Origin of the sequence: Streptomyces racemochromogenes (assembly GCF_039535215.1) — a bacterium.
Classification (GTDB): Bacteria; Actinomycetota; Actinomycetes; order Streptomycetales; family Streptomycetaceae; genus Streptomyces; species Streptomyces racemochromogenes.
The window spans coordinates 3,391,246-3,414,640 of sequence record NZ_BAAAWT010000001.1; the positions used below are offsets into that span (position 1 = coordinate 3,391,246).

Below are 23,395 nucleotides of genomic sequence, written 5' to 3' on the forward strand. Positions count from 1 at the left end.
CTCAGCCCGCCTCCCCTCGGAAGACGGGCAGTTCGAGGGTGTCGTCGACGCGCAGGAACTCCAGCCGGACGGGCATGCCGATGCGGACCTTGTCGTAGGGGACCCCGGTGATGTTGCTGATGATCCGGACGCCCTCGGCCAGCTCGACCAGGGCCACCGCGTACGGGGGGTCGAAGGCAGGGAAGGGCGGGTGGTGCATGACGACGTACGAGAAGACCGTGCCGGCGCCGTTCGCCTCGACGGTGTCCCAGTCGGGGCAGGAGCAGGCGTTGCATCCGGGCAGCCAGGGGAAGCGCAGGGTCGCGCAGGCGGTGCAGCGCTGGATCAGCAGCCTGTGCTCGCGGACCCCGTCCCAGAAGCCCTGGTTGTCACGGTTGATCACGGGTCGCGGCCGGGGCGGGGCGGCCGGGCGGCTCTCGGGCCGGGCGGCGGGGGCGTATTTGAGGATGCGGAAGCGGTGGGTCCCGGCGAGTTCGCCGTTCGCCCGGACGTCCATGCGGGTGGTGACGAAGTGGCCGGTGCCCAGCTTGGTCGTCTTGCGCGGCGAGACCGACTCGATCACGGCGTCGAAGCTCACTTCGTCGCCCGGGCGCAGCGGGCGCAGGTACTCCTGTTCGCAGTCGGTGGCGACCACGGAGGTGCAGCCGGCGCCGTCGAGGAGCTCGAACAGCTCGTCGTAGGCGGAGGAGCGGTCGGTGTGGCCGGAGAGGCCGCCCATCGTCCAGGCCTGGAGCATGGTGGGCGGGGCGATGGCGTCGGGTCCGGTGTAGGCGGGGTTGGTGTCGCCCATCGCCTCGCACCAGTGGCGGATCATCGGCTCGTTGACCGCGTCCTTGGCCCGGCCCTCGGTGGCGGCGGGCCGCCCCTCGAAGGCCTTGAGCCTCTCGTGGAACGGGTCGCTCTCCCCGGCGGTCATCGCTTCCTCCCCTTCATTCCGAGCCGCATCATGGCGACGATCTCGCGTTGGACCTCGCTGACTCCGCCGCCGAAGGTGTTGATCTGGGCGGCCCGGTTCATCCGTTCCAGCTCGCCGCCGGCGAAGGCGTCCGGACCGCGTACGAGGGCCTCCTCGCCCACCGCCTCCTGGCAGATCCGGTAGACCTCGACGGTGGATTCGGTGCCGAGGAACTTCACTCCGCTGGCGTCGCCGGGGGCCAGGGTGCCCGCTCCCACGTCCTGGACGAGGCGCCAGTTGAGGAGGCGTACGGCGGCCAGCCGGGCGTGGGCCTCGGCGAGCCGGGAGCGCACCCAGGGGCGGTCGGCGGGGCGGTCGCCGGTGGCGGGGTCGGGGGTGCGGGCGTGGCGCAGGGCGCGCTCGTAGAAGTCCTCGGCCTGCATGCCGATGGCGGCGAGGGCGACGCGTTCGTGGTTGAGCTGGTTGGTGATCAGGCCCCAGCCGCCGTGTTCGGGGCCGACGAGGTTGCCCTCCGGGACCCTGATGGAGTCGTAGTACGTCGCGGTGGTGGTGAGGCCCCCGACGGTTTCGATCGGTGTCCAGGCGAAGCCGGGGCTGTCGGTGGGCACCAGGATGATCGAGATGCCCTCGTGCTTGGGCGCCCCCGGGTCGGTGCGGCAGGCCAGCCAGATCCAGTCGGCGTTCTGGGCGTTCGAGGTGAAGACCTTCTGTCCGTCGATCACCCAGTCGCCGCCCTCGCGGACGGCCTTGGTGCGCAGCGAGGCCAGGTCGGTTCCGGCTTCGGGTTCCGAGTAGCCGATGGCGAAGACGATCTCGCCGCGGAGGATCCGGGGGAGGAACCAGTCCTTCTGGTGCTGGGTGCCGTACTTCATGAGGGTGGGGCCGACCGTGTTGAGGGTGACCATGGAGACGGGGGCGCCGGCCCGGTAGGCCTCGTCGAAGAAGACGAACTGTTCGTCGGGGCCGCGGCCCTGGCCGCCGTACTCGACGGGCCAGCCGAGGCCGAGCAGGCCGTCGGCGCCGATCCGGCGCAGCAGGGCGCGCTGGGCGTCCGGGTCTTCGGGGACCCCGTCGGGGAGCAGGTCGCGGAAGTACTCGCGCAGTTCGGCGCGCAGTCGCGCCTGGCCTTCGGACGGGGCGAGGTGCACGGCGCTGGCCTCCCGGCATCGCGGCGGACGAGTAAAACTGACTGTCCGTCAGATTCGCCGTGGATGTCAAGGTCGGGAGGGAGGGAGGGCAGCCGGACATGCGGAAGGGCGCCCGCGCGACCGGACCCCAGCCGGTCCGGTCGTACGGGCGCCCTCAGCGGTCAAGCGGCTCCGGGAGGGCCGCCTACCACCACGGGAAGAAGTTCACCGCGACAGCGGAGTTGGCCTGGTGGATCGCCGTGTACGCGGAGCCGTTGACCTGCGCGGTGTTGTTCTGGTTCGACGCTCCGGAGCCGGTGGCCACCTGCTGCGAGGTGGAGGAGTTTCCGCTGTTGCCGCCGCCCACACCGCTGCCCACGATGCTCGCGACGCTCGCATTCGATCCGTCGTTCGCGAAGGAGCCGTTGTCGGCCGCGGCCACCCCTCCGAAGAAGGCGGCGGCGAGGGGGAGCGAGGCGACGGCGGCGATGACGCGGGCGGTACGGATGCTTGCCATGTCTGATTTTCCTCCATGAAACCGAAGTCGGGTGTATTCCAAGGCAGTTGGCCGACCGCCTCGGTCGTTCGTGCTGCTGACGACGTCGCGAGACCAGAGTTGCCCACCGAATCCCCGGCGAACCACCCCGCAGCCTGCTATTCCCCCGCAAGCATGACCAACTACGGATAAACCCCGTTCGCGCCCCTTCCGCCCCACGCGGCGCACCCGCAACGCGCAGAACCCCGCGCACGCAAGAGGCGAATCGTTCCGTCAAACCGGCCCGCCCCGGACATGCCGAAAAGGGCCGCACTGTCCGGGAACCCCACCGTCTCCCGGCCCTGCGGCCCTGCCGTACCAAGCTTCACGCCCCCCGCGCGCCCCGGACGAACGCCGGTGCGACCCCCTGTGCCCCATCCCCGGGGGCACTGCGCGGCGCGCCTGCGCCGCATCCTTCCGTTCCTGACGCTGCTGGTCGCGCCCCCGCTAAGCGGCGAGGTCGAGCCGGCCCCGATCCGCACGGGAGGCGCGGGCGGCCTCGGAACCGTGTGCCGCGGCAGGAGCGAGGAGCGCATCGGAGGCGGCGAGCCCGTCGCGGACGGCGAACGCATCGGGGACGACGCACGCATCAGGGGCGGCGAACGCATCAGGGGCCAGGGCCGCGGCGGTGGTCGATCGCCGGACGGACGGGGCCTTGCCGTGGGCCTCGGCCCGGATCCGCTGCTTGATCGTCGGCGGGAGCGAACCGCCCCGCATCACCGCCCGCCAGGTCCGCCGCGCCACCACGGCCGGACGACGGCGCACCGCCGGCGCCACCGGAGCGGCGACCGCCTCACCCGCGGCCGCCGGGGCCGCCTTCCCACCGAGGCCGAGGGCGGCCAGGAGCGCCACGAGCGCGGCGAGGACGCTGGTCCAGATCGAGGTGAAGCTGCGGTGGGTCATGACGAGCCCCTCATTTCGCGATGTTCCGACGGGCGGATCTGCATACATTCGTCATGATGTGGCCGCAACCGCACGACCCCCGCCACGCGCGCCGATCTTCTGACAAACACCACCCGGAAGGCCCAGCCCCCTTGCCGCCGGCCCCGGGGACACCGGCCGGGCGCCCCGGACACACGAAGAAGGGGCGCCCCGCGATCGGGGCGCCCCTTCTGGTCAGCGCGTGCGCTGAGGTGTGGCGGTGGGTGTGGGATTTGAACCCACGGTGACTCGCGCCACGACGGTTTTCAAGACCGTTCCCTTAGGCCGCTCGGGCAACCCACCTGGCCGGTACAGAGTACCGGGATGTCGGGGTGGGTGGGGTGGGAGTTGCGGTCGGGCGGGTCAGGAGGTCTGGGCCTTGTCGTAGGCGGCCTTGGCCTCGTTGCCGAAGTACGGGCCGAACATCGTGTTGGGCAGGAAGTTGTAGCCGAAGCTGTTCACCGAGACCTGGGTGCCCAGGCCCGTGGACTCGTTGAAGTCCTGGAACCAGGGGCCGCCACTGGAGCCGCCCGTCATGTTGCAGGCCATGCTGTGGTCCTTGGTCAGCAGGAAGTCCTTGCCCGTGTTGGCGCTGCAGTAGACGAGCTTGGTGCCGTCGTACGGAGCCGCCGCCGGGAAGCCGAAGGAGTACATGCGCTTGTTGTAGCCGCCGTTGAAGAGGATCCCCTGCGCGCCGACGGCCTGGCTGAGCTTCTGGCCGTTCAGCGGGGCGACGACGGCGAGGCCCACGTCCATGTTCATGTCCTCGCTGGCCGCCCACTGGTCGGTGGCGAAGGTCTTGACCGCCGACCACTGGCCGTACGGGGCGTTGCCGTTGGCGTACGCCGGCACGAAGATCCAGTTGGTGTGCCAGGCGCCCTGGTACTTCACGCAGTGGCCGGCCGTGATGACCGTGCTGCCGTTCTGGCTGGTGACCGAGTCGCCCGAGCAGGAGGCCGTACGGCCCTGGAAGGTGAAGAACACCCGGCCGGAGGTCCTCACCACCGCCCCGCCGCCCGTCCAGGCGCCGCCCGCCTGCGGGAACGCCATGACGGACGAGGGGGAGGTCGGGGGCACCCGGGTGGGGAGGGCCGCCTTCACCGGCGCCGTACGCGCGCCGCCGGGAGCCGCCTCCAGGTCGAGCGGGGTGGCCTGACGCATCCGCTCGGCGGTCCAGAAGCCGGGGGTCTGCCCGGGCCGGAACGAGGAGGGCGGCTCGGCCGCCGCCGAAGGGGCGGCCGCCGTCAGGGCCCCCGCGAGCAGGGCGCCCGCTGCCAGGAGGACGGACAACGCCGTGCGATGACGATTCACGCAGGACTCCTTCTGCCGTGCCCGTGGCCGGAGTGACCCGGGCAGGGGTGGGGGTGAAGAGCTGTCGGTGCGGATCGGCTGTTCGGCTTGCGGGGGCAGAGTCGCACGCGGGCCCGGAGATGTCAGGGGGCGGTCCGGACGTTCGGTCGGTTCCGGCCAGGAAATGGCCAACTCGCCCCGGGTCCCGCCGTCATGCGGTCACGAGGACACCGGCGTACGAAACCCCCGCCACCACCACCCAGGCTCCGAGCCCGAGCAGTGCGGCGCGCCCTCCGGTGCGGGCCAGGGTCGGCAGGTGGACCGCGCTGCCCAGCCCGAACAGGGCGGCCGCCAGCAGGGCCTCCTGGGCCGTGTGCGCCCAGTCCAGGGCCGCCCCGGGCAGCAGACCGGTGGCGCGCAGCGCGGCCGCCGCCAGGAACCCGGCGACGAACAGCGGCACCGGTGCCGGACGCCGCCCCGAGGCGGTGCGTACGCCGCGCCGCCGGGCCCGCATCGAGAAGGCCACTGCCGCCACCAGGGGGGCCAGCAGCGCCACCCGCATCAGCTTGACCAGCACCGCCTCGCCCAGTGCGCCGGGGCCCGCGGTCTGGGCCGTCGCGACCACCTGGCCGACATCGTGGACGCTCGCCCCCACCCACCGCCCGAAGGCCGGGTCCGAGAGCCCCAACGGGCCCTGGAGGAGCGGCAGTACCGCGATGGCCAGCGTTCCGCACAGGGTGACCAGTGCCACCGAGGCGGCCACGTCCTCCTCGTCGCTGCCGGAGACCTCGCTCACCGCGCCGATGGCCGAGGCACCGCAGATCGAGTACCCGGTGGCGATCAGGAGGGGCTGGTCCCCCGGCAGGCCGAGGCGGCGGCCGAGCCAGACCGTGCCGAAGAAGGTGGCGGCGACCACGGCGCAGACCATCGCCACCGTCGCCCAACCGAGGCGGAGCACCTGGTCCAGCCCCAAACCGAGGCCCAGCAGGACGATGCCGATGCGCATCAGCCGCCGCCCGGCCAGCGACAGACCCGGGCGGGCCGGCCCGCGCACGACGGTCCGTACGCCGGGAAGGTGGGCCACGGCGATCCCGAGCACCACCGAGGCGGTCAGCATCGGCACGCCCGGCACCAGCCGGTGCACGCCCCACGCCACCAGCGCGCCGGCGGCGGCCATGCCCAATCCGGTCCAGGGAGTGGGTGTTTCACGTGAAACATGGCGGACCGCCGCGCTCTGGGGGCGGTGGAGGAGGGCCATCAGTCGACGGGAAGCGTGTAGACGCGGCGGATGCTGGTGCCCAGGCGGGAGACGTCGGCCCCGTAGACGTGGATGGATAGCGCCGTGCCGGTACAGGAGTTGCGCACCTTGTGGATGTCCCCGGGCGGTGCGAAGCCGCAGACCTCGCCCTGGGCGTTGACCACGTCCTCGGTGGCGACCAGACGGGCGGCGTCGGGGCCCGGGGCGAGCCGGTAGCGGCGCTCGCTCTCCTCGCCCTGGTGCACGCCCGCCACGCACCACGAGACGTGGTCGTGGATGCAGGTCTCCTGGCCGGGCATCCAGACCAGGGCCACGACCGAGAAGCTGCCGTCGGGCTCCGCGTGAAGGATGTGCTGCCGGTAGTGCTCCGGGTCGCCCTCCTGCTGCTCGGCGGTCAGCAGGTCGGCCGCGCCCAGGTGCGGGGCGAGCCGTTCGCCGACCAGGTAGGAGGTCAGGTCGGGGGCAAGTCCCCGGTCCACGACGGAGCGGATCTCGGTGACGAGGGCGGCCATCCTCGTGGTCGTACGGGCCGGCGTGGTGGTGGTCATACAAGCAGCGTCGGACGGCGCATCCATCACGTCCAACGACAGTTATGACCTGAAATCCCAAGCAGAGCTTATGGATTGAGGACCGCTGGAGCCGTCGGATCAGCAGCCGACGCGGTTCGAAGCGACCCTCTTCAGCTCGTCCAGCACCACCGCCGTCGCCGGGATCCGCAGGTGGTCCCGGTAGACGTACGCGGCGATGTGGCGGCGGCCGGCGGGCTCCAGCACCCGCCCGCAGACCCGGCTGAGGGAGAGCGAGGGCAGCACCAGAGCGGGCATCATCGCCACGCCCAGCCCCTGTGCGACCAGGCTCTGCACCACCAGGTTGTCGTCGGTCGCGAAGCGGATGTCGGGTACGAAGCCCAGTTCGGCGCACTCGTGCAGCAGGTTGGCCCGGCAGCGCGGACAGCCCGCGATCCACCGCTCCTCGGCGAGGTCGGCGAGGTGCACGGCCCGGCGCCGGGCCAGCGGATGACCCGTCGGCAGCAGCACCGTGAGCTGGTCCTCCAGCAGCCTGACCTCGGCGACCTCCTCCGGGATCTCCTCGTGCAGGCCCGGGTAGGTGAAGGCGAGGGTGATGTCGCACTCGCCGCGCTGGAGCCTGTGCAGGGACTCCGGCGGCTCGCCCTCCAGCAGCTCGACCTGGACTCCGGGATGCTGCTTGGCCAGGCCGCTGAGGGCTTCCGGGACGAGCGTGACATTGGCGCTGGGGAATCCGCAGACCCGTACGCGCCCCGTGCGCAGCCGCGTGTACGCCTTGAGCTGGGCCTCGGCGGCGGAGAGGCTGCCGAGGATGGACTCGGCGTGCCGGGCCAGGGACTCACCGGCCTCGGTCAGCTTCATGCGGCGGCCGACGCGGGTGAACAGCGGGGTGCCGACCGCGCGTTCGAGCGCCTTCATCTGCTGGGTGATCGCCGGCTGGGTGTAGCCCAGGACGCGGGCGGCCGCCGAGTAGGAGCCCGCCGCGACGACTTCATGGAATGTCCGTATGTGCCGTGAATCGAACACGAGCGAAGCATAAGCAGATGTTGGGAGGGGCCGTAGGCGGAATCCCGCCCACGGCCCCTCCCATCAAGCCACTGTCGAGCGCCTGTTCACCTCGGCGCCCGCGGCCCGCATCTCTTCCCGGCCGCGGGTCGGCCGGCGGTTACTTGTCGCCGACGCGCGAGCCGAGCGTGATGTCGACGGTGGTCGGCTTGCCCCCGCGCAGGTAGGTCAGCTTCACCGTGTCGCCCGGCTTGTACGTCCAGATCAGGCTGATCAGGGTCGGGCCGCTGTCGACCTGCTTGCCGCCGAACTCGGTGATGATGTCGCCGGGCTTGAGGCCCGCCTTGCCGGCCGGGCCGTTGGGGTCGACGAGCTCGTTGGCGGGGGCCCCCTGCTCGGAGATCTTGGCGCCGTTCGCCTTGGCCTGGAGGTCCACGGAGACGGAGATCACCGGGTAGACCGGCTTGCCCGTCTTGATCAGGGACTCCGCGACGTTCTTGGCCTGGTTGATCGGGATGGCGAAGCCGAGGCCGATGGAGCCGGCCTGGCCGCCACCGCCGAAGCCGCCGCCACCGCCCGCGGACTGGATGGCGGAGTTGATGCCGATGACCGCGCCGCGGCCGTCGATCAGCGGGCCGCCGGAGTTGCCGGGGTTGATGGAGGCGTCCGTCTGCAGGGCGCTCATGTACGAGTTCTTGCCGCCGGAGCCGTCTCCCGAGGCCACCGGGCGGTTCTTGGCGCTGACGATGCCGGTGGTGACCGTGTTGGACAGGCCGAAGGGGGCGCCGATCGCGATGGTCGGGTCGCCGACCGCGACCTTGTCGGAGTCGCCCAGCGGCAGCGGCTTGAGGCCCGTCGGCGGGTTCTTCAGCTTGATCACCGCGACGTCGTAGCCCTGGGCCCGGCCCATCACCTCGGCCTCGTACTTCTTGCCGTCGGAGAAGGTCGCGGAGAGCTTGCCGCCGTTCGCGGCGGAGGCCACCACGTGGTTGTTGGTGAGGATGTGGCCCTCTTGGTCGTAGACGAAGCCGGTGCCCGTGCCGCCCTCGCCGTCGCCGGCCGAGGCCTCGATGGTGACGACGCTGGGCAGGGCGTTCGCGGCGAGGCCCGCGACGGAGCCGGCGTCGCGCTTGAGGTCCTTGGGGGTGTTGCCCGCGGTGATGGTGGTGGAGCCGAAGCCGCCGCCGCTGTTGCGCTCGGCCGCCCAGTAGCCGACGCCGCCGCCCACGCCGCCCGCGAGCAGGGCCGCCACCAGGACGGCCGCGACCATGGCGCCCTTGCCCTTCGGCTTGGGCGGCGGGGTGCCGTCGGTGGTGAGGGGGGCGCCCCAGGCACCGCCGCCGTGGCCGCCCTGTCCGCCGTACGCCGGGACAGCGGGCGGCGGCGGGGGCCACGCCTCGGCGCCGTACGCCGTGTGCGCGGCGGGAGCCGGGGGCTGCGCCGGGTTCTGGGCGTGGGCCTGCGTCTGGTCGTAGCCGTAGGCCGGGGGCGCGGCGGGCGGGGCCGCCGGGGCGGGGGGCAGCTGCTGGGTCTGGTCGGCACCCACCGCGGGGGCCGGGGCCTGGGCCGGCGCGGCCGGGGCTTCCGGCTCGCCGGGCGCGTACCCCTGGTCCGCCGGGGCCGCGGCGGGCGCGGCCGGGGCCTTCGTCAGGTCAGGGGTGGAGGCGGCCGGCGCGGGGGGTACGGACGGGGCCGCGGGGGGCGTCGGGGCCGCGGTGCCCTCGTTCTCGGTGCTCACAGCGCTCTCTCCTCGTCACACACGGCTTACAGGCTTACACGGCTGCACAGGCTCTGGGTGTCTCAGCTACTGGGCATATCAGGCGAAACCGTCCCGACACTCACCTGGCATCGGTCCGACTGAACGTTCGAGGTGCCGTACAAGTTCCAGGACGAAGCCTTTCCCATGGCCCGTCAGGGCACTGTAAGCCGGACCTGTGCATCTCCCCCCATTCTTTATATCCGACATATCAGATGCACCCACAGGACTCACCCCGACGCGCGAGGTCTCCTCGATGGCACCATGACCGGGTGACCCACGCATCGCCGAGCCCCATCCAGGTCGTCGCCCACCGCGGCGCCTCGGAGGACGCCCCCGAGCACACCCTGGCCGCGTACCGGAAGGCCATCGAGGACGGCGCCGACGCCCTCGAATGCGACATCCGGCTGACCGCGGACGGACACCTGGTGCTGGTCCACGACCGCCGCGTGAACCGCACCTCGAACGGCCGCGGCGCGGTGTCCGCCCTGGAACTCGCCGACCTCGCCGCCCTCGACTTCGGCTCCTGGAAGGACCGCGAGGAGTCCCCCGACTGGGACGCGGACCCCGAGCGCACCTCCGTCCTCACCCTGGAACGGCTGCTGGAGCTGGTGTCCGACGCCGGCCGTCCCGTCCAGCTGGCCATCGAGACGAAGCACCCCACCCGCTGGGCCGGACAGGTGGAGGAACGCCTCCTCTTCCTCCTCAAGCGGTTCGGGCTGGACGCCCCGCCCGCCGCCGGGCCGCACCCGGTCCGGGTCATGAGCTTCTCCGCCCGCTCCCTGCACCGCGTCCGGGCGGCCGCGCCGACGGTCCCGACCGTGTACCTGATGCAGTTCGTCTCCCCCCGGATGCGCGACGGGCGGCTGCCCGCGGGCGTGCGCATCGCCGGCCCGGCGATGCGGATCGTGCGCAACCACCCCGGCTTCATCCGCAGGCTCCAGGCCGCCGGCCACTCCGTGCACGTATGGACGGTGAACGCTCCCGAAGATGTTCAGCTATGCGCTGATCTGGGTGTAGAAGCGATCATCACGAACAGGCCACGTCAGGTTCTGTCACAACTCGGACGCTGACGTCCCCATTTGCCCACCCGTCACGTCCGTCCCGTGCGTGACAGGGAGTGCACCGGCGCATCCGCTCCGCATCCGACGGTCATGAATGCGTCAGGACGGTGCCAGAGGGCCTCGTCAGGGCGGTTTCCGGTCCAGGCCAGTGGGGCATCCAGACCTTGGCGTGGGGCTAAGGAGGTTCCGGGGGTGGCGTTGGTGATGGCACAGGAAGTGCCCACGTCGTCGTGCATGGACATACGCCATGGTCCTGCGGGCGTGGGCGAGGCGAGGCGCCGGATGCGCGAACAGCTGCGCATGAGCGGCCTGTCCGAATCGGTCGTGGACGATGCCGTATTGATCCTTTCCGAACTGCTCAGCAATGCCTGCCGGCACGGCCGGCCGCTGGGCCGGCACGAGATCGGAGACGGGGAGATACGCGCCGCGTGGCGCGTAGACGCCGCGGGGCGGCTGACGGTCGAGGTCACGGACGGCGGCGGCCCCACCCGCCCGATCCCGGCCACGCCTTCGGTCACCGCGCACGGCGGCCGGGGGCTGAACATCATCAGCGCCCTGGCCCAGGACTGGGGTGTCCGGGACGGAGCGGCGGGTGAGGTCACCGTCTGGGTGATCGTCGCCCGGGGGCCCCGGCACGAGGATTTCGCTACGCGCGTCACTGCCCCGGCGATGGACTTCGCATCCGCCTTCGACGACCTGGATCACTGAAGCGGGCCCGCCCGCACGACCAGTAGCACCGGCCATCCGCACAGGCGGCCGTCCGGGAGCGCACGCCGACCGTGCTCCCGGCCGCACCCCACCGGTTCCGGCGGTACGAACGGCTAGGCTCGCGCCCAGAGACACCGCCGTACCGCCGCAACCGGGAGACACCCACGATGGCCAAGAAGCGCCCCGCCGCGAAGACCGCGAAGCCCCAGCTCGAGAACGGGGAGATCCCGGTCGTCGGCGCGCGCGAGCCCTGCCCCTGCGGTTCCGGGCGCCGCTACAAGGCATGTCACGGCGCGGCCGCCTCGCACGCCGCGACCGAGCACGTGCAGCGCCCGTTCGAGGGACTGCCGGGCGAGCGCGACTGGGTGGCGCTGCGCGAGCTCGTCCCCGCGGCCACCATCCCGCTCACCCTCAAGGGCGGCCTGCCCGAGGGCGTCCCGTCCGTCACGCTGGTGACCGTACTCCCCATGGCCTGGCCGGCCCTGCGGCGCGAGGACGGCTCGGTCCTGCTCGCCCTCCAGAACGACTCGACCACCGGCGACCTGGCCCGCGACATGGCCGACACCCTGGAGCGCGCGCTCGTCGCCGAGCCCGGCACCCCGGTCCCGGCCCGCCGCGTGCCGGCCGAGGGTCCCCGACTTCAGGATCTCCTCGACCTGGACGGCGTTTTCGAGCCGGTTGTGCACACGGGCTTCGAATTCTGGATTCCGGAGGCGGAAAACGCCCAGAACACCTCCCCGGAGATCGCCGCCTCGCTGGAACGCGCCAACGCCGCCGCCATCCCGACCGTCAAGCTGACGGGTGTGGACGCGGCCTACTGGTGCGAGACCCCGGACAAGAACCACCTGCGCTGGGTCATGCCGCACGCCGAGGAGAAGCTGCTCGACGCCCTCGCGCGGCTGCACGCGGCCGGCACCTCCTCCCTCGGTGAAGGCACCAAGCTCGTCGGCTCCTTCCGCGCCCACGGCCTCGTGGTCCCGGTCTGGGACCTGCCGACCGGGGTCTCGGCGGAGGACGTGGAGAAGCCCGCCGCGGAGTTCGCGGAGCGGCTGGCCGCGGCCCTGTCTTCCGACGCCCCGCTGACCGCCGAGGAGCGCCGGGCGCGCGGCGGGCTCACCAACCGCCAGATCACGCTCAGCTGACGGCCGGACACGCACGGGTCCGGTGACTGGGGTCACAACTCCCGCTAATCGCCTGCAAATCGATGTCTGAATATCAGAGATCGAATTTGCGAACAGCCGATCTCTTGTTACCGTTCTTGTAGCCCGGTCGCTGGTGCATCCCCCGTCGCCAGCGACCGGGCCCTTGTCTTTCCGGTGGCGCTCAACCTTCGCCCGGGCCCGGTGAGTTGCTCCCGGACCTCAGCAGCAGCCGCCCTTCCTCATCCGGAACTGCAAACTCCGCTACGGCCGAGTAGTCCTCCGGTGCCCCCGCCGAGTCAGCCCGGGGGGTCTCGCACAGCCCCGGCTCGTCGCCCGCGCCCACCGCGCAGCGGATCTGCACCGTCCGGCCGGCCGGACCCATCACGGTCAGTACGGCGTCCAGCGCGCGCCCGCTGGTGTTGCGGTAGTAGCTGCGGCCCCAGGTCTGCCCCGCGCTCTCCAGGACGCAGGTCTGCGCCTCCAGCCCTTGTGGAGCGGAGAGTTCGGGCCCGCACCGCGAGTCGGTGCGCGGCTGTTCGGCCGGGCCCGGCCGGGCCGGCCGCCCGGCGGGCCGCGCCCCGTCGGGCGCTCCGGAAGCGTGGGACAGACCCAGCGAGGAGAGCAGCCCCCCGCCTTTTCCGTCACCCTGACCGGCGAAATCCGGCCCGGCGATCGCTCCGGCCAGGGGAAGCGACAAGATGATCAACACACCGGCGCCGATACCGATCAGGCGGAGATTCATTCGCCGAAGATAGCGACGCGGGAAAGGGGCGCGGAGATCCCCGCGCCCAATTCCCCTGGAAACCCGTCGCGCTGGCACCCGTACGAGTGATGCGGGCGCCCGAGGACGCCGCCTGACGTTCAGTAGGCGAGGCGACTGCCGCCGCCCGGGGCGTCACTGCTCGCCTCGACGAGCGCGTCCACGACCGACTCGACCTCCGGCAGCCACAGCCCGCCGGGGCCGGGCACCGCAGCGGGTTCCCGCTCCCACCGGACCTGCCCGCCGCCACTGGCCGTGGACGGCGGCAGCAGGAGGTAGCCGCCCTCGCCGTGGAAACGCAGCGAGGAGGGCACGTGGTCCTTGGCGTAGAGGAGTTCGCCGAGCCGCTCCAGCGAGTAGGGGGCCACCAGCAGGGACCAGCGGGTGGGAGTGGCGACGACCGGGCCCAGCCGCATGCCCTGCGCCTCCAGGCGCCCGACGGCCCGCGCGGCCGCACCGGCCGGCAGGCTCACCGCGCACGGCGCCTTCCCGCCGGTGGCCAGCAGCACCGGGGCGGCGGGCCGCCGGGCCCACCACCAGGTCACCATCCGGGCGTCGGTCGTCGCGGCGAGCAGCCCCGGGTCGAAGGGATGCGCGCCGGGCACCACGCAGTCGGGGTCGGGGCAGGCGCACCGCGCGCTGTCGGCGCCGGCCCGGCCGACGCCCGGGAGTACGGGCCAGTTCCAGACGCCGGCGCAGGTCAGAGCCCCGTCGAGGAGGGAGTCGGCCGCCGCGCCGTCCTCACCGGCCGGGGTAGGGCGGGAGGCGGCCCGCGGGAATTTCAACCGATCGCGGAGCCGCTGGAGACGCCTTCCGAGGATCTCGCGCATGAGCGCTCGTTCCTTTCCGTTGAACGCCGAAGGGCCACATCACACCATGTATCCGGTGTTTCACCACACGTACACGTTTCGCGTCACTGTCCGCCAGAAGCAGGTTCACACGGTTCGTGCAGTTTTCTTACGGGTCCGTCAAACGTCCGGCGGGGACCCGGAGCGAGCGGTCCGGGCGACCCGCGCCGGTCTCGAAACCGGCTGCCGCCGCTAAGGACGGCTCCCCGCGCCGGGTGGTTCCCCGGCGGTGCGCGGGAGGGCGTCAACTGACCCCGGGCACCATCGATTACGTACCCGGAGCCCTTGGAGCGCCTGTCCAGTCGATCGCAAAAACCGTCTGCATGGCGCTTTTTCCGGCCAAGTTTTAGCCCCGGCTGGACAGTGAGTTGCTGTCCCACGGACACCAGTATTCCCGCTTGGGCAATGCTGGACATCGATCCTCGTGTGCGTGTAGATGTGGAGCCATTGATGGCGGCGCAGCACGATCTGGGGGTTTGCGATGCTATATGGCGAATCGCACCAGGTGGAAAGGCGGACGCCATGAGCGCCCCGCATCTGCCGAAAGTGGCTGGAATCGATCCAGCGGTTACAGCGTCACCGCACACTGCGGCGCCCGCGCCAGGCTCCACTTCCACGGCGTCCACGTCCACGACCGCGCCGGGCTCCTCCGCCGGCTCCGCCCGGACCGCCCCCGCCCCGGGCTCTCCGCCCGCGGCGAGCAGCGTCATCCAGGACCGGCTGGCGGGCATGGTCTCCGACCTCACCACCCTCCACGAACTCACCGAGCGCCTCGCGCGCGCCGGTGACCTCGACTCCTCCCTCCAGGAGTTCCTGCGCGCCGGAGCCGCCCTCGTCGGCGCCCGCCGCGGACTGGTGGCCCTGGAGCCCTCCGACGGCCTCGGCCCCGCCACGACCATCGGCCTGGGTCTCGGCCGCGCCGACCTCGGGCACATCGAGACGGTGCCGCGCAGCGCCACCCCGTACGGCCGCATCCTCGACGGACTCCCCGACGCCCACGGCGGATCCGAGGTGCTGCCCGAGCCGGGCCAGGCCGCGGCGGGCGGCCACGAGCCCCCGGTCGACCCCCGGCACCGGGAGGTAGCGGCCCGGCTCGGTTACACCGCGAGCTACGCGCTCCCGGTGACCGCCGACGCCACGGGCCGGCTCGGCGCCGCGGTGTGGCTGTACGACGAGCAGGCCGAGCCCAGCGACCGCCAGCGCGACCTGGTCGGGCTGTACGTCCGGCACGCCGCCGAGCACCTGGCCCGGATGGTGGAGGTCACGCGCTCGCGCGACCGGCTGGCCACCATCGCCGAGGAGCTGCTGCCCAGCCGGCTGCCCCGGATCCCCGGGGTCCAGCTCGCGGCCCGGCACCGCACGGGGCCGCGCGGCGGCGGCGACTGGTACGACGCGCTGCCGCTGCCCGAGGGCGCCCTGGGGCTGGCCGTCGGGTCGGTCACCGGCTCCGGCCCGAGCGCCGTCGCCGCGATGGGGCGGCTGCGGGCCTCGCTGCGCGCGTACGCCGTGATGGAGGGGGAGGACCCCGTCGCGGTCCTGTCCGACCTGGAGCTGCTGCTGCGCCTGACCGAGCCCGCGCGCTCGGCGACCGCGCTGTTCGCGTACTGCGAGCCCGCCGCCCGCAAGATCATTCTTGCGGGCGCGGGGCACACCCCGCCGCTGCTCATCGGCGAGCGCCGGACCGAGTACGTGGAGACCTCCCTCTCCGCTCCGCTCGGGATGCTGGCGTGCTGGGAGGCGCCGAGCGTGGAGATCGAGCCCGCGCGCGGAGAAACGGTGCTTCTCTACACCGACGGGCTCCTGCGCCGTACCGGCGACGCCATGGACCGGGCCTACGCGCGGCTGCACGCGGCGGCCGCGGGGGTTCCGCGGAGCGCGCGGGAGGACCCGGCGGCCATCTGCGAGCACATTCTGAAGACGGTGCTCCCAGAGGAGGGGCCCGGCACGGCCGAGGACTCCGAGGACGTCGTACTGCTCGCGGCCCGGTTCGACTGAGGCCCGGCGCCGCCCGCGATGTGCGCCCGGTTTGACTGATATGTCACAGGTCGAGCCGGGAGCCTTCCCCTCGCACATACGATGGACGGGGTCCGCACCCGGTCCTTGCATGTCGTAGCAGCTGAGGAGAAGACGTGGCTGACGAGCTCACCCCGGAGACCCCGGAAGAAGAGCAGCCCCAGAAGAAGCACAAGCAGCGCAAGAACGGGCTGTACCCGGGCGTCAGCGACGAACTCGCGGAGAACATGCGCAGCGGCTGGGCCGACACCGAGCTGCACGGCCTGGAGCCCATCGCCCAGGCCGGCCACACCGCCGACCGCCGTGCCGCGCTGTCCGCGCGCTTCCCCGGCGAGCGCCTGGTCGTCCCCGCGGGCCGGCTGAAGACCCGCTCGAACGACACCGAGTACCCCTTCCGCGCCTCCACCGAGTACGCGTACCTCACCGGCGACCAGACCGAGAACGGCGTCCTGGTCCTGGAGCCCACCGGCGAGGCCGGCCACCAGGCCACCATCTACCTGCTGCCCCGCTCCGACCGCGAGAACGGCGAGTTCTGGCTGTCCGGCCAGGGCGAGCTCTGGGTCGGCCGCCGGCACTCCCTCGCCGAGGCCGAACAGCTCCTGGGCATCCCGGCCAAGGACGTCCGCGAGCTCCCCGAGGCCCTCGCCGAGGCCACCGGCCCGGTCCGCGTCGTCCGCGCCCACGACTCCGTCATCGAGTCCGCCCTCACCGACAAGGTGACCAAGGAGCGCGACGAGGAACTGCGCGTCTACCTCTCCGAGGCCCGCGCGGTGAAGGACGCCTTCGAGATCGGCGAGCTGCAGAACGCCGTCGACTCCACCGTCCGCGGGTTCGAGGACGTCGTGAAGGTCCTCGACAAGGCCCAGGCCACCTCCGAGCGCTACATCGAGGGCACCTTCTTCCTGCGTGCCCGCGTCGAGGGCAACGACATCGGCTACGGCACCATCGCCGCCGCCGGTGCCCACGCCTGCACCCTGCACTGGGTCCGCAACGACGGCGCGGTCCGCTCCGGCGACCTGCTGCTGCTCGACGCCGGCGTGGAGACCCACTCCCTCTACACCGCCGACGTCACGCGCACGCTGCCGGTCAACGGCACCTACACGGACATCCAGCGCAAGGTCTACGACGCCGTGTACGAGGCCCAGGAAGCCGGCATCGCCGCCGTCAAGCCGGGCGCCAAGTTCCGCGACTTCCACGACGCCGCCCAGCACGTCCTGGCGGAGAAGCTCGTCGAGTGGGGCCTGCTGGAGGGCCCGGTCGAGCGCGTCCTGGAGCTCGGGCTGCAGCGCCGCTGGACCCTGCACGGCACCGGTCACATGCTCGGCATGGACGTGCACGACTGCGCCGCCGCCCGCACGGAGGCGTACGTCGACGGCACCCTGGAGCCGGGCATGTGCCTGACCGTCGAGCCCGGTCTGTACTTCCAGGCCGACGACCTGACCGTGCCGGAGGAGTACCGCGGCATCGGCGTCCGGATCGAGGACGACATCCTCGTCACCGAGGACGGCAACCGGAACCTGTCGGCCGGGCTGCCCCGCACCTCGGTCGAGGTCGAGGCGTGGATGGCGCGGCTGAAGGGCTGACGCCGGCGCACGGACGTACGGGTGGGCGGGAACCGGATGCGGTTCCCGCCCACCGCCGTATCCCGGCGCCGTATCCCGGCGCCGTATCCCGCCGTCTTCTCCCGCCGTCGCCGTACGGGGACGCCCCTCGTCCTAGGAGGCCTTCAGGAGCGCGCCGTCGCGCCACTTCAGCATCTTGTCGAAGCTCACCACGGCACCGCGGCCCGGCCGGTTGCGGAAGCGGACGTGGTCGGAGAGCTGCTCGATGAGGTGCAGCCCCCGGCCGTTCTCGGCGAGGCAGGAGCCGGCGGGTCTGGGACGGGCAACCGTCGAGGGCGGGAATCCCGGACCCGAGTCGGCCACCTCGATGCGGCAGCGGTCCCCGTCCAGATAGGCCGTGACGCGGTACGCCTCGGTCCCGTCCGCGGCGCCGCCGGCGGGGCTCCCGCCGGGGCCTTCGCCGGGACGGCCGGCGCGGCCGCCGTGCTCGACCGCGTTCGCGCAGGCCTCGCTCAGCGCGACCGACAGGTCGTGGCAGATCTCCGGGTCCACCCCCGCGGTCTCCATCGTCCCCAGCAGCAGCCGCCGCGCGAGCGGCACGCTCGCGGCTTCGCGCCTCAAGTGGAGAGACCACCAGATGCTCATACGGGTACCTATTGCCGCCCGCACCGGCCCGTAAGCCCCCGGCGGCCGGCACAGCCCTCATTCGGCCGATGTGCGTTTCCCGGACCGCGGTGTATGCGGGGGCGCGGCGGCACCGGTCACTGCGGCCGGAGCCGGGGCTCCGCCCCTGGCCGGGGCACCGGCACGGTCCCGCAGGGCCGCCGGCAGGGGCCGGTCGGCACGGGGTGCGGAGCTGACTTCGGGCTGACCCGGTACGGACGGGGCCGCCGGCCGCCGACCGGAACCCAAGGGTCCCTCCAGCACCTGCCGTAGGCAGGGCCCGGGCCCAGTGCGATGATTGCCCGGCCATGACTGGATCCCACACGACACGCGCCGGAGCAGGCCTCCGGATGACCCGGGCCGCGGTGTTCACCGCGGTCTGTGTCGTGCTGTCCGCGGCAGGCCACGCGGTGGCCTCCTGCGCGACCGTGCCGTGGTGGGCCCTGGCCCTGGCCTTCATCGCCGTCTTCGCGGTCGCCGCCCCCCTCGCGGGTCGCCGGCGCCCGCTGCCCGGTATCGCCGCCGGACTGGCCGTCGGCCAGCTCGGGCTGCACACCCTGTTCGGCCTCGGCCAGCACGGCGCCACCGCCGCCCAGGCACCGGCCGGCGGGACCGACACCTCGCTGGCGGCGCTCGCCGCCCAGCTGGTCTGCGGGGGCAACTCCGTACCGCTGAGCGCGGCCGACGCCCGGCAGATCCTGGAGGCCGCCGGACTGGACCCGGCCGCCGTGGCCGCCCAGGCCGCCGCTCAGGGCCACATGGCCCACGCCCACCTGGCGGGGGGCGCCGCGGCACCGGCGACCGGCCTGTTCAGCCCCGCCATGCTGATCGGCCACCTGCTGGCCGCGCTCACGGCCGGCTGGCTGCTGGCCCGGGGCGATGCCGCGCTGTTCCGGCTCGTCGAGCTGTCCCGGCTGTCCGGCGAAGCCGACCCCGTACGTCCGCTGCGCGCCGCGCTGGCCTTCGTACGCGCCCTCACGGCCGGGCTCCCCGGCGCGCCCGCGCGCGGCCCCCGGGCCCGCCGGAGCGCCGCCGCACCCGCCGTCTCGACGGGCCGGGACGCCCTGCAGCACACCGTGGTCCGGCGCGGGCCGCCGACGGCGACGCTCGTCCTCGCAGCCTGACGCGGCACCCCACTCCCCGGAACACCCGGCGAGAGCACCGGTGCCGCGACCTCCGCGCGCGCCCGCGTGCGGAGCCGACGTCACCACTGCTTCCATGGAGTGTTCCTGCCGTGAAGACCTCTCGCGTCTCCTTCGCCGCCGCCCTCGCCGCCGGCACCGTCCTCGCCCTGTCCGGTACCGCTTTCGCGCACGTCAGCGTGCAGCCGGCCGGTGAGGCCGCCAAGGGCGGCTACGCGACGATCAACTTCAAGGTCCCCAACGAGCGGGACAACGCCTCGACCACCCAGATCGAGGTCAGCTTCCCGGCGGACCAGCCGCTCACGTCCGTCATGCCGCAGGAGCTCCCCGGCTGGACGTCCACCGTCGAGAAGACCAAGCTCGACAAGCCCCTGACCGTGCACGGCAAGCAGATCAACGAGGTCGTTACCAAGGTGACCTGGACCGGCGGCAAGATCGAGCCCGGCAAGTTCCAGCAGTTCCCGGTCTCCGTGGGCAAGCTGCCCGAGAACGCCGACAAGATGGTCTTCAAGGCGATCCAGACGTACGACAACAACGAGGTCGTCCGCTGGATCGAGGAGCCCAAGGAAGGCGCCCCGGAGCCGCAGACCCCGGCGCCCGTGCTGAAGCTGGCCGCCGCCAAGGGCGCGGACGACCACGGCGCCGCCGCCAAGCCGGCCGCCGACGGGGCCAAGAGCGGCGACAAGAACGACAAGGGCGAGGAGAAGGGCGGGCACGACGAGGCGGCCAAGAGCGCCTCCGACACGACCGCCCGCACGCTCGGCATCGTGGGCATCGTCGTCGGTCTCGCCGGCGTCGCCTTCGGCATCACCTCGCGCCGCCGCGCCGCCAACTGAGGCGGCGGGCCCCCGGCCCGCCGCTCCGCCGTCGTACGCACGACATCCGCACCATCCCCGATTCCCAGGGACATTTCCTCATGCGCACCACACGTGTGACGGTCGCCGCCCTCGCGGTGGCGACCGCGCTCGCCCTCACCGCCTGCGGCAGTGAGACGGCCAAGAACACCGGTTCGGTCACGCAGATCACCGGTCAGAAGAAGGCCGGATCCGCGACCGTACTCGACCGCCCCTTCGACAAGCCGGAGCTCGTCCTCACGGACACCACCGGCAAGCCGTGGAACCTGCGCGAGCAGACCAAGGGGCGGCCGACGCTGATCTACTTCGGCTACACCAACTGCCCCGACGTGTGCCCCCTGACGATGAGCAACGTCGCCGTCGCCAAGAAGGCACTCCCCAAAGCCGACCAGGACAAGCTCCAGGTCGTCTTCGTCACCACTGACCCGGAGCGGGACACCCCCGACTCCCTCGGCGCGTGGCTCAGGGCCCAGGACCCGTCCTTCACCGGACTGACCGGGGACTTCGCCACCATCCAGGCCGCAGCCCGATCTCTCGGCATCGGTATCGAGGCCCCCAAGAAGGAGGCCGACGGCACCGTCGTCTCCATGCACGGGGCCCAGGTCATCGCGTTCTCTCCCAAGACCGACGAGGGCTACGTCCTCTACGGCGAGGGCACGACCGTCGACGACTACACCAAGGACCTGCCGAAGATCATCAAGGGAGAGAACCCGTGAACGCCCGCACCATCCGCACCATCGCCGCCGCCCTCTCCCTGACGGCAGCGCTCGCCATATCCGGCTGCTCCTCCTCCGGCTCGGACTCCGCTTCCGGCTCGTCGGCCGACACGAAGGCCGCCGGCACGTCCGGCGCTCCGGAGGCGGGCAAGCCCGTCCTGACGGTCAGCGGCGGGTACATGCCCGAACCGGTCAACGACAAGATGGCCGGCGCTTTCATGGTCATCAAGAACGACTCGAAGACCGCCGACAAGTTGCTCTCCGCCACCAGCCCGCTCTCGGACGATCTCCAGATCCACGAGACCAAGGACCAGAAGATGCAGCAGGTCCAGTCGATGGACGTGCCCGCGGGCGGTGAGCTCCGGCTCCAGCGCGGTGGCAACCACATCATGTTCATGGGGCTCAAGAACCAGCCGAAGGTCGGCGACAAGATCACCATCGAGCTGCGTTTCGAGAAGGCCGACCCGGTCAAGGTCGAGCTGGACGTCAAGGAACGGACGTTCAACGCGCAGAACTCCACCGCCCACTGACGGACCGAGGAACTGACACGCCATGACGGCCATCGCCCCCGCTCCTCCTTCGGCCCGCGTCCGCGCCACGGCACTCCTGCCCCGCCTCGCGCTGGTCATCGCAGCCCTGCTGGCCACCCTGTTCACCGCGGCCGCCCCGGCCACGGCACACGCGGCCCTCACGGCGAGCGACCCCCAGGACGGGGCGGTGGTCGCCACGGCGCCCGCCCAGGTCACCCTCTCCTTCTCGGAGCAGGTCGCCATGGGCGACGACTCCATCCGCGTCATGGACCCGCAGGGCAAGCGCGTCGACACCGGCGAGCTGAGGGACATGTGCAGCGGATCGACCGTCCGCTACGGCACCGCCCTGCACCCGGGCCTGCCCAACGGCACGTACACCGTCGCCTGGCAGGCCGTCTCCGCCGACAGCCACCCGATCTCCGGCGCCTTCACCTTCTCCGTCGGCGCCCCCTCGGCTACCAGCGTCACCCTGCCCGACCGGAAGGTGGGCGGCGGCCCCGTCGGCATCGCGTACGGCATCGCCCGTTACGCCGCCTACGCCGGGTTCACCGTCCTCGTCGGCGGCGCCGCCTTCATCCTGCTGTGCTGGCGCCGCGGCGCCGCTGAGCGCCCGCTGCAGAAGCTGGTGGTGCGTGGCTGGGTCACCCTGACGGCCGCCACCCTGGCGATGCTGGTGCTGCGCACCCCGTACACCGGCTCGGGGGAGTTCGCCGACGCCTTCGATCTCGATGGCCTCAAGGCGGTCCTGGACACCAAGACCGGTGCCGCCTTCCTCTCAAGGCTGCTGCTGCTCGGCGCGGCCGCGCTGTTCATCGCCGTGCTCTTCGGTGCCTACGCCCGCCGTCAGAAGGCCGCCGCCACGGACGCGACGGGGGCCGTGGACGAGGGGGTCCGCGCCGAGGAGAAGAAGGAGACGAGCGACCTCGCCTTCGGGCTCGGCGTCGGCGGCACGGTCGTGGCCGGCGGCATCGCCGCCACCTGGGCCCTCGCCGAGCACGCCTCCACCGGCATCCAGCCCGCGGTCGCGATGCCGGCCGACATCCTGCACCTGCTGGCCGTGGCCGCCTGGCTCGGCGGGCTCACCGCCCTGCTGGTCGCGCTGCGCAAGGTGCCGGACATCGAACGGGAAGCCGTCCGGCGCTTCTCCCGGGTCGCCTTCATCAGCGTCCTGGTCCTGGCCGTCACCGGCGTCTACCAGTCCTGGCGCCAAGTCGGCAGCTGGTCCGCCCTCACCGGCACCAGCTACGGCCGGCTGCTGCTCATCAAGATCGCGCTCGTCGCCGTCCTGGTCGGCATCGCCTACCTCTCCCGGAAGTGGACCTCCCGGCTCGGGGAGGTCCGGGCCGAAGAGCCGGAGAAGGTGCTCGCCGGAGCCGATGTTTCACGTGAAACATCGGCCGGGAGCGCCTCGGGCGATGCCGCCGCCACCGACGCGAGCACCGAAGCCGATGCTCCGGCGGACGCCGCCGGCACCGACCCGAAGCGGGCCGCCCAGCTCGCCCGGCAGCGCGCGGCCCGCGAGAAGGCCCGCGAAACCCGCGTCCGCGATGCGGATCCCGGCCGTGCCGGCCTGCGCCGCTCGGTGCTCGCCGAGGCCGGCGTGGCCGTCGTGCTCCTGGCCGTCACCACCGTCTTGACCAGCACCGAACCCGGACGCGCGGTGGAGAAGGAGACGGGCCGCGGCGGAGCGTCCGCTCCCGCCGTGCCCAACCGCCCGGTCAAGATCACCCTGCCCTTCGACACCGGCGGCCAGAACGGCAAGGGCAACGTACGGCTGGAGCTCGACCCCGGCCGGGTCGGCGCCAACACCCTCCACCTGTGGGCGGACGGCCCCGACGGCAAGCCCCTCGACCTCCCCGAGGTCAAGATCTCCTTCACCCTGCCCGCCAAGGAGATCGGCCCGCTGCCGCTCGCCCCCGACCGCGCCGCGGCCGGACACTGGACCGCGTCCGGGGTCCAGCTGCCGCTCGCGGGCGAATGGCGCATCGACGTGACCGTACGCACCTCCGACATCGACCAGACGACCGTCCAGAAGAACGTGAAGATCGGCTGAACAGC

22 protein-coding genes and 1 tRNA gene are annotated in these 23,395 nt (G+C 72.4%); 10 read left to right on the forward strand and 13 right to left on the reverse strand.

What is annotated here, in order from left to right:
- Position 1: 1 nt before the first annotated feature.
- From ABD973_RS15610 to ABD973_RS15655, 10 genes are all read right to left on the reverse strand, one after another.
- Complete coding sequence (locus ABD973_RS15610) at positions 2 to 916, reverse strand: bifunctional MaoC family dehydratase N-terminal/OB-fold nucleic acid binding domain-containing protein (RefSeq protein ID WP_345500399.1); 915 nt, start codon at positions 914 to 916, stop codon at positions 2 to 4.
- Positions 913 to 2,064: an acyl-CoA dehydrogenase family protein gene (locus ABD973_RS15615; protein WP_125821778.1), complete on the reverse strand. Its 1,152-nt coding sequence runs from the start codon at positions 2,062 to 2,064 to the stop codon at positions 913 to 915. The genes ABD973_RS15610 and ABD973_RS15615 overlap by 4 nt, the downstream gene beginning before the upstream one ends.
- Positions 2,065 to 2,248: 184 nt before the next feature.
- A complete protein-coding gene (locus ABD973_RS15620; protein WP_125821777.1) occupies positions 2,249 to 2,560 on the reverse strand; it encodes a hypothetical protein in 312 nt (103 codons plus the stop codon).
- Between the two features lie 465 nt (positions 2,561 to 3,025).
- On the reverse strand, positions 3,026 to 3,481 hold the full coding sequence (locus ABD973_RS15625) for a DUF6344 domain-containing protein (RefSeq protein ID WP_345500404.1): 456 nt from the start codon (positions 3,479 to 3,481) through the stop codon (positions 3,026 to 3,028).
- 233 nt (positions 3,482 to 3,714) lie between these two features.
- A tRNA-Ser gene (locus ABD973_RS15630) sits at positions 3,715 to 3,802 on the reverse strand.
- Between the two features lie 60 nt (positions 3,803 to 3,862).
- Entirely contained in the window at positions 3,863 to 4,810 is a 948-nt protein-coding gene (locus ABD973_RS15635; protein ID WP_345500406.1) for a trypsin-like serine peptidase, read from the reverse strand.
- 190 nt (positions 4,811 to 5,000) lie between these two features.
- Positions 5,001 to 6,047: a YeiH family protein gene (locus ABD973_RS15640; protein ID WP_345500408.1), complete on the reverse strand. Its 1,047-nt coding sequence runs from the start codon at positions 6,045 to 6,047 to the stop codon at positions 5,001 to 5,003.
- A complete protein-coding gene (locus ABD973_RS15645) occupies positions 6,047 to 6,595 on the reverse strand; it encodes a cysteine dioxygenase family protein (protein ID WP_345500410.1) in 549 nt (182 codons plus the stop codon). The genes ABD973_RS15640 and ABD973_RS15645 overlap by 1 nt, the downstream gene beginning before the upstream one ends.
- 99 nt (positions 6,596 to 6,694) lie before the next feature.
- Positions 6,695 to 7,600: a LysR family transcriptional regulator gene (locus tag ABD973_RS15650; RefSeq protein ID WP_345500412.1), complete on the reverse strand. Its 906-nt coding sequence runs from the start codon at positions 7,598 to 7,600 to the stop codon at positions 6,695 to 6,697.
- A gap of 139 nt (positions 7,601 to 7,739) precedes the next feature.
- Positions 7,740 to 9,317 (reverse strand): S1C family serine protease, encoded by a 1,578-nt coding sequence (locus ABD973_RS15655; RefSeq protein WP_345500414.1) that lies wholly within the window; start codon positions 9,315 to 9,317, stop codon positions 7,740 to 7,742.
- A gap of 233 nt (positions 9,318 to 9,550) precedes the next feature.
- Between ABD973_RS15655 and ABD973_RS15660 the strand changes: the two genes are divergently transcribed.
- The 3 genes from ABD973_RS15660 to ABD973_RS15670 all read left to right on the forward strand — a co-directional run bounded on the left by ABD973_RS15660 (position 9,551) and on the right by ABD973_RS15670 (position 12,249).
- Positions 9,551 to 10,408, forward strand: a complete 858-nt coding sequence (locus ABD973_RS15660; protein ID WP_345500416.1) for a glycerophosphodiester phosphodiesterase — start codon at positions 9,551 to 9,553, stop codon at positions 10,406 to 10,408.
- Positions 10,409 to 10,489: 81 nt separating this feature from the next.
- Positions 10,490 to 11,107 (forward strand): ATP-binding protein, encoded by a 618-nt coding sequence (locus ABD973_RS15665; protein ID WP_125824077.1) that lies wholly within the window; start codon positions 10,490 to 10,492, stop codon positions 11,105 to 11,107.
- 167 nt (positions 11,108 to 11,274) lie between these two features.
- On the forward strand, positions 11,275 to 12,249 hold the full coding sequence (locus ABD973_RS15670; RefSeq protein WP_345500418.1) for a DUF5926 family protein: 975 nt from the start codon (positions 11,275 to 11,277) through the stop codon (positions 12,247 to 12,249).
- A 181-nt stretch (positions 12,250 to 12,430) separates the two neighbouring features.
- Here the strand turns inward: ABD973_RS15670 and ABD973_RS15675 are convergent, their stop codons facing one another.
- On the reverse strand, positions 12,431 to 12,991 hold the full coding sequence (locus ABD973_RS15675; protein WP_345500420.1) for a hypothetical protein: 561 nt from the start codon (positions 12,989 to 12,991) through the stop codon (positions 12,431 to 12,433).
- 119 nt (positions 12,992 to 13,110) lie between these two features.
- On the reverse strand, positions 13,111 to 13,839 hold the full coding sequence (locus ABD973_RS15680) for a bifunctional DNA primase/polymerase (RefSeq protein WP_125821770.1): 729 nt from the start codon (positions 13,837 to 13,839) through the stop codon (positions 13,111 to 13,113).
- Between the two features lie 423 nt (positions 13,840 to 14,262).
- On the opposite strand from ABD973_RS15680, the gene ABD973_RS15685 reads away from it, so the two are divergent.
- Positions 14,263 to 15,852 (forward strand): PP2C family protein-serine/threonine phosphatase, encoded by a 1,590-nt coding sequence (locus tag ABD973_RS15685; protein ID WP_345500423.1) that lies wholly within the window; start codon positions 14,263 to 14,265, stop codon positions 15,850 to 15,852.
- A gap of 134 nt (positions 15,853 to 15,986) precedes the next feature.
- Positions 15,987 to 17,453, forward strand: a complete 1,467-nt coding sequence (locus ABD973_RS15690) for an aminopeptidase P family protein (protein ID WP_345500425.1) — start codon at positions 15,987 to 15,989, stop codon at positions 17,451 to 17,453.
- A 132-nt stretch (positions 17,454 to 17,585) separates the two neighbouring features.
- Here ABD973_RS15690 and ABD973_RS15695 read toward each other — a convergent pair whose 3' ends face one another.
- Complete coding sequence (locus ABD973_RS15695; protein WP_125594062.1) at positions 17,586 to 18,077, reverse strand: ATP-binding protein; 492 nt, start codon at positions 18,075 to 18,077, stop codon at positions 17,586 to 17,588.
- A gap of 326 nt (positions 18,078 to 18,403) precedes the next feature.
- Here ABD973_RS15695 and ABD973_RS15700 point away from each other — a divergent pair, with 326 nt between their 5' ends.
- The 5 genes from ABD973_RS15700 to ABD973_RS15720 all read left to right on the forward strand — a co-directional run bounded on the left by ABD973_RS15700 (position 18,404) and on the right by ABD973_RS15720 (position 23,390).
- Positions 18,404 to 19,219 carry a hypothetical protein gene (locus ABD973_RS15700; RefSeq protein WP_345500429.1) on the forward strand — a complete coding sequence of 272 codons (816 nt, stop codon included), beginning with the start codon at positions 18,404 to 18,406 and terminating at the stop codon, positions 19,217 to 19,219.
- 110 nt (positions 19,220 to 19,329) lie between these two features.
- The gene (locus tag ABD973_RS15705) at positions 19,330 to 20,073 is read left to right on the forward strand and encodes a YcnI family copper-binding membrane protein (RefSeq protein ID WP_125821767.1); all 744 of its coding nucleotides are present in this window, start codon (positions 19,330 to 19,332) and stop codon (positions 20,071 to 20,073) included.
- 80 nt (positions 20,074 to 20,153) lie between these two features.
- A complete protein-coding gene (locus ABD973_RS15710; RefSeq protein WP_125594065.1) occupies positions 20,154 to 20,807 on the forward strand; it encodes an SCO family protein in 654 nt (217 codons plus the stop codon).
- Positions 20,804 to 21,337, forward strand: coding sequence for a copper chaperone PCu(A)C (locus ABD973_RS15715; protein ID WP_125821766.1), 534 nt, complete (start codon positions 20,804 to 20,806; stop codon positions 21,335 to 21,337). The genes ABD973_RS15710 and ABD973_RS15715 overlap by 4 nt, the downstream gene beginning before the upstream one ends.
- A gap of 22 nt (positions 21,338 to 21,359) precedes the next feature.
- Positions 21,360 to 23,390 carry a copper resistance CopC/CopD family protein gene (locus tag ABD973_RS15720; protein WP_345500434.1) on the forward strand — a complete coding sequence of 677 codons (2,031 nt, stop codon included), beginning with the start codon at positions 21,360 to 21,362 and terminating at the stop codon, positions 23,388 to 23,390.
- The last annotated feature ends 5 nt before the right edge of the window (positions 23,391 to 23,395 follow it).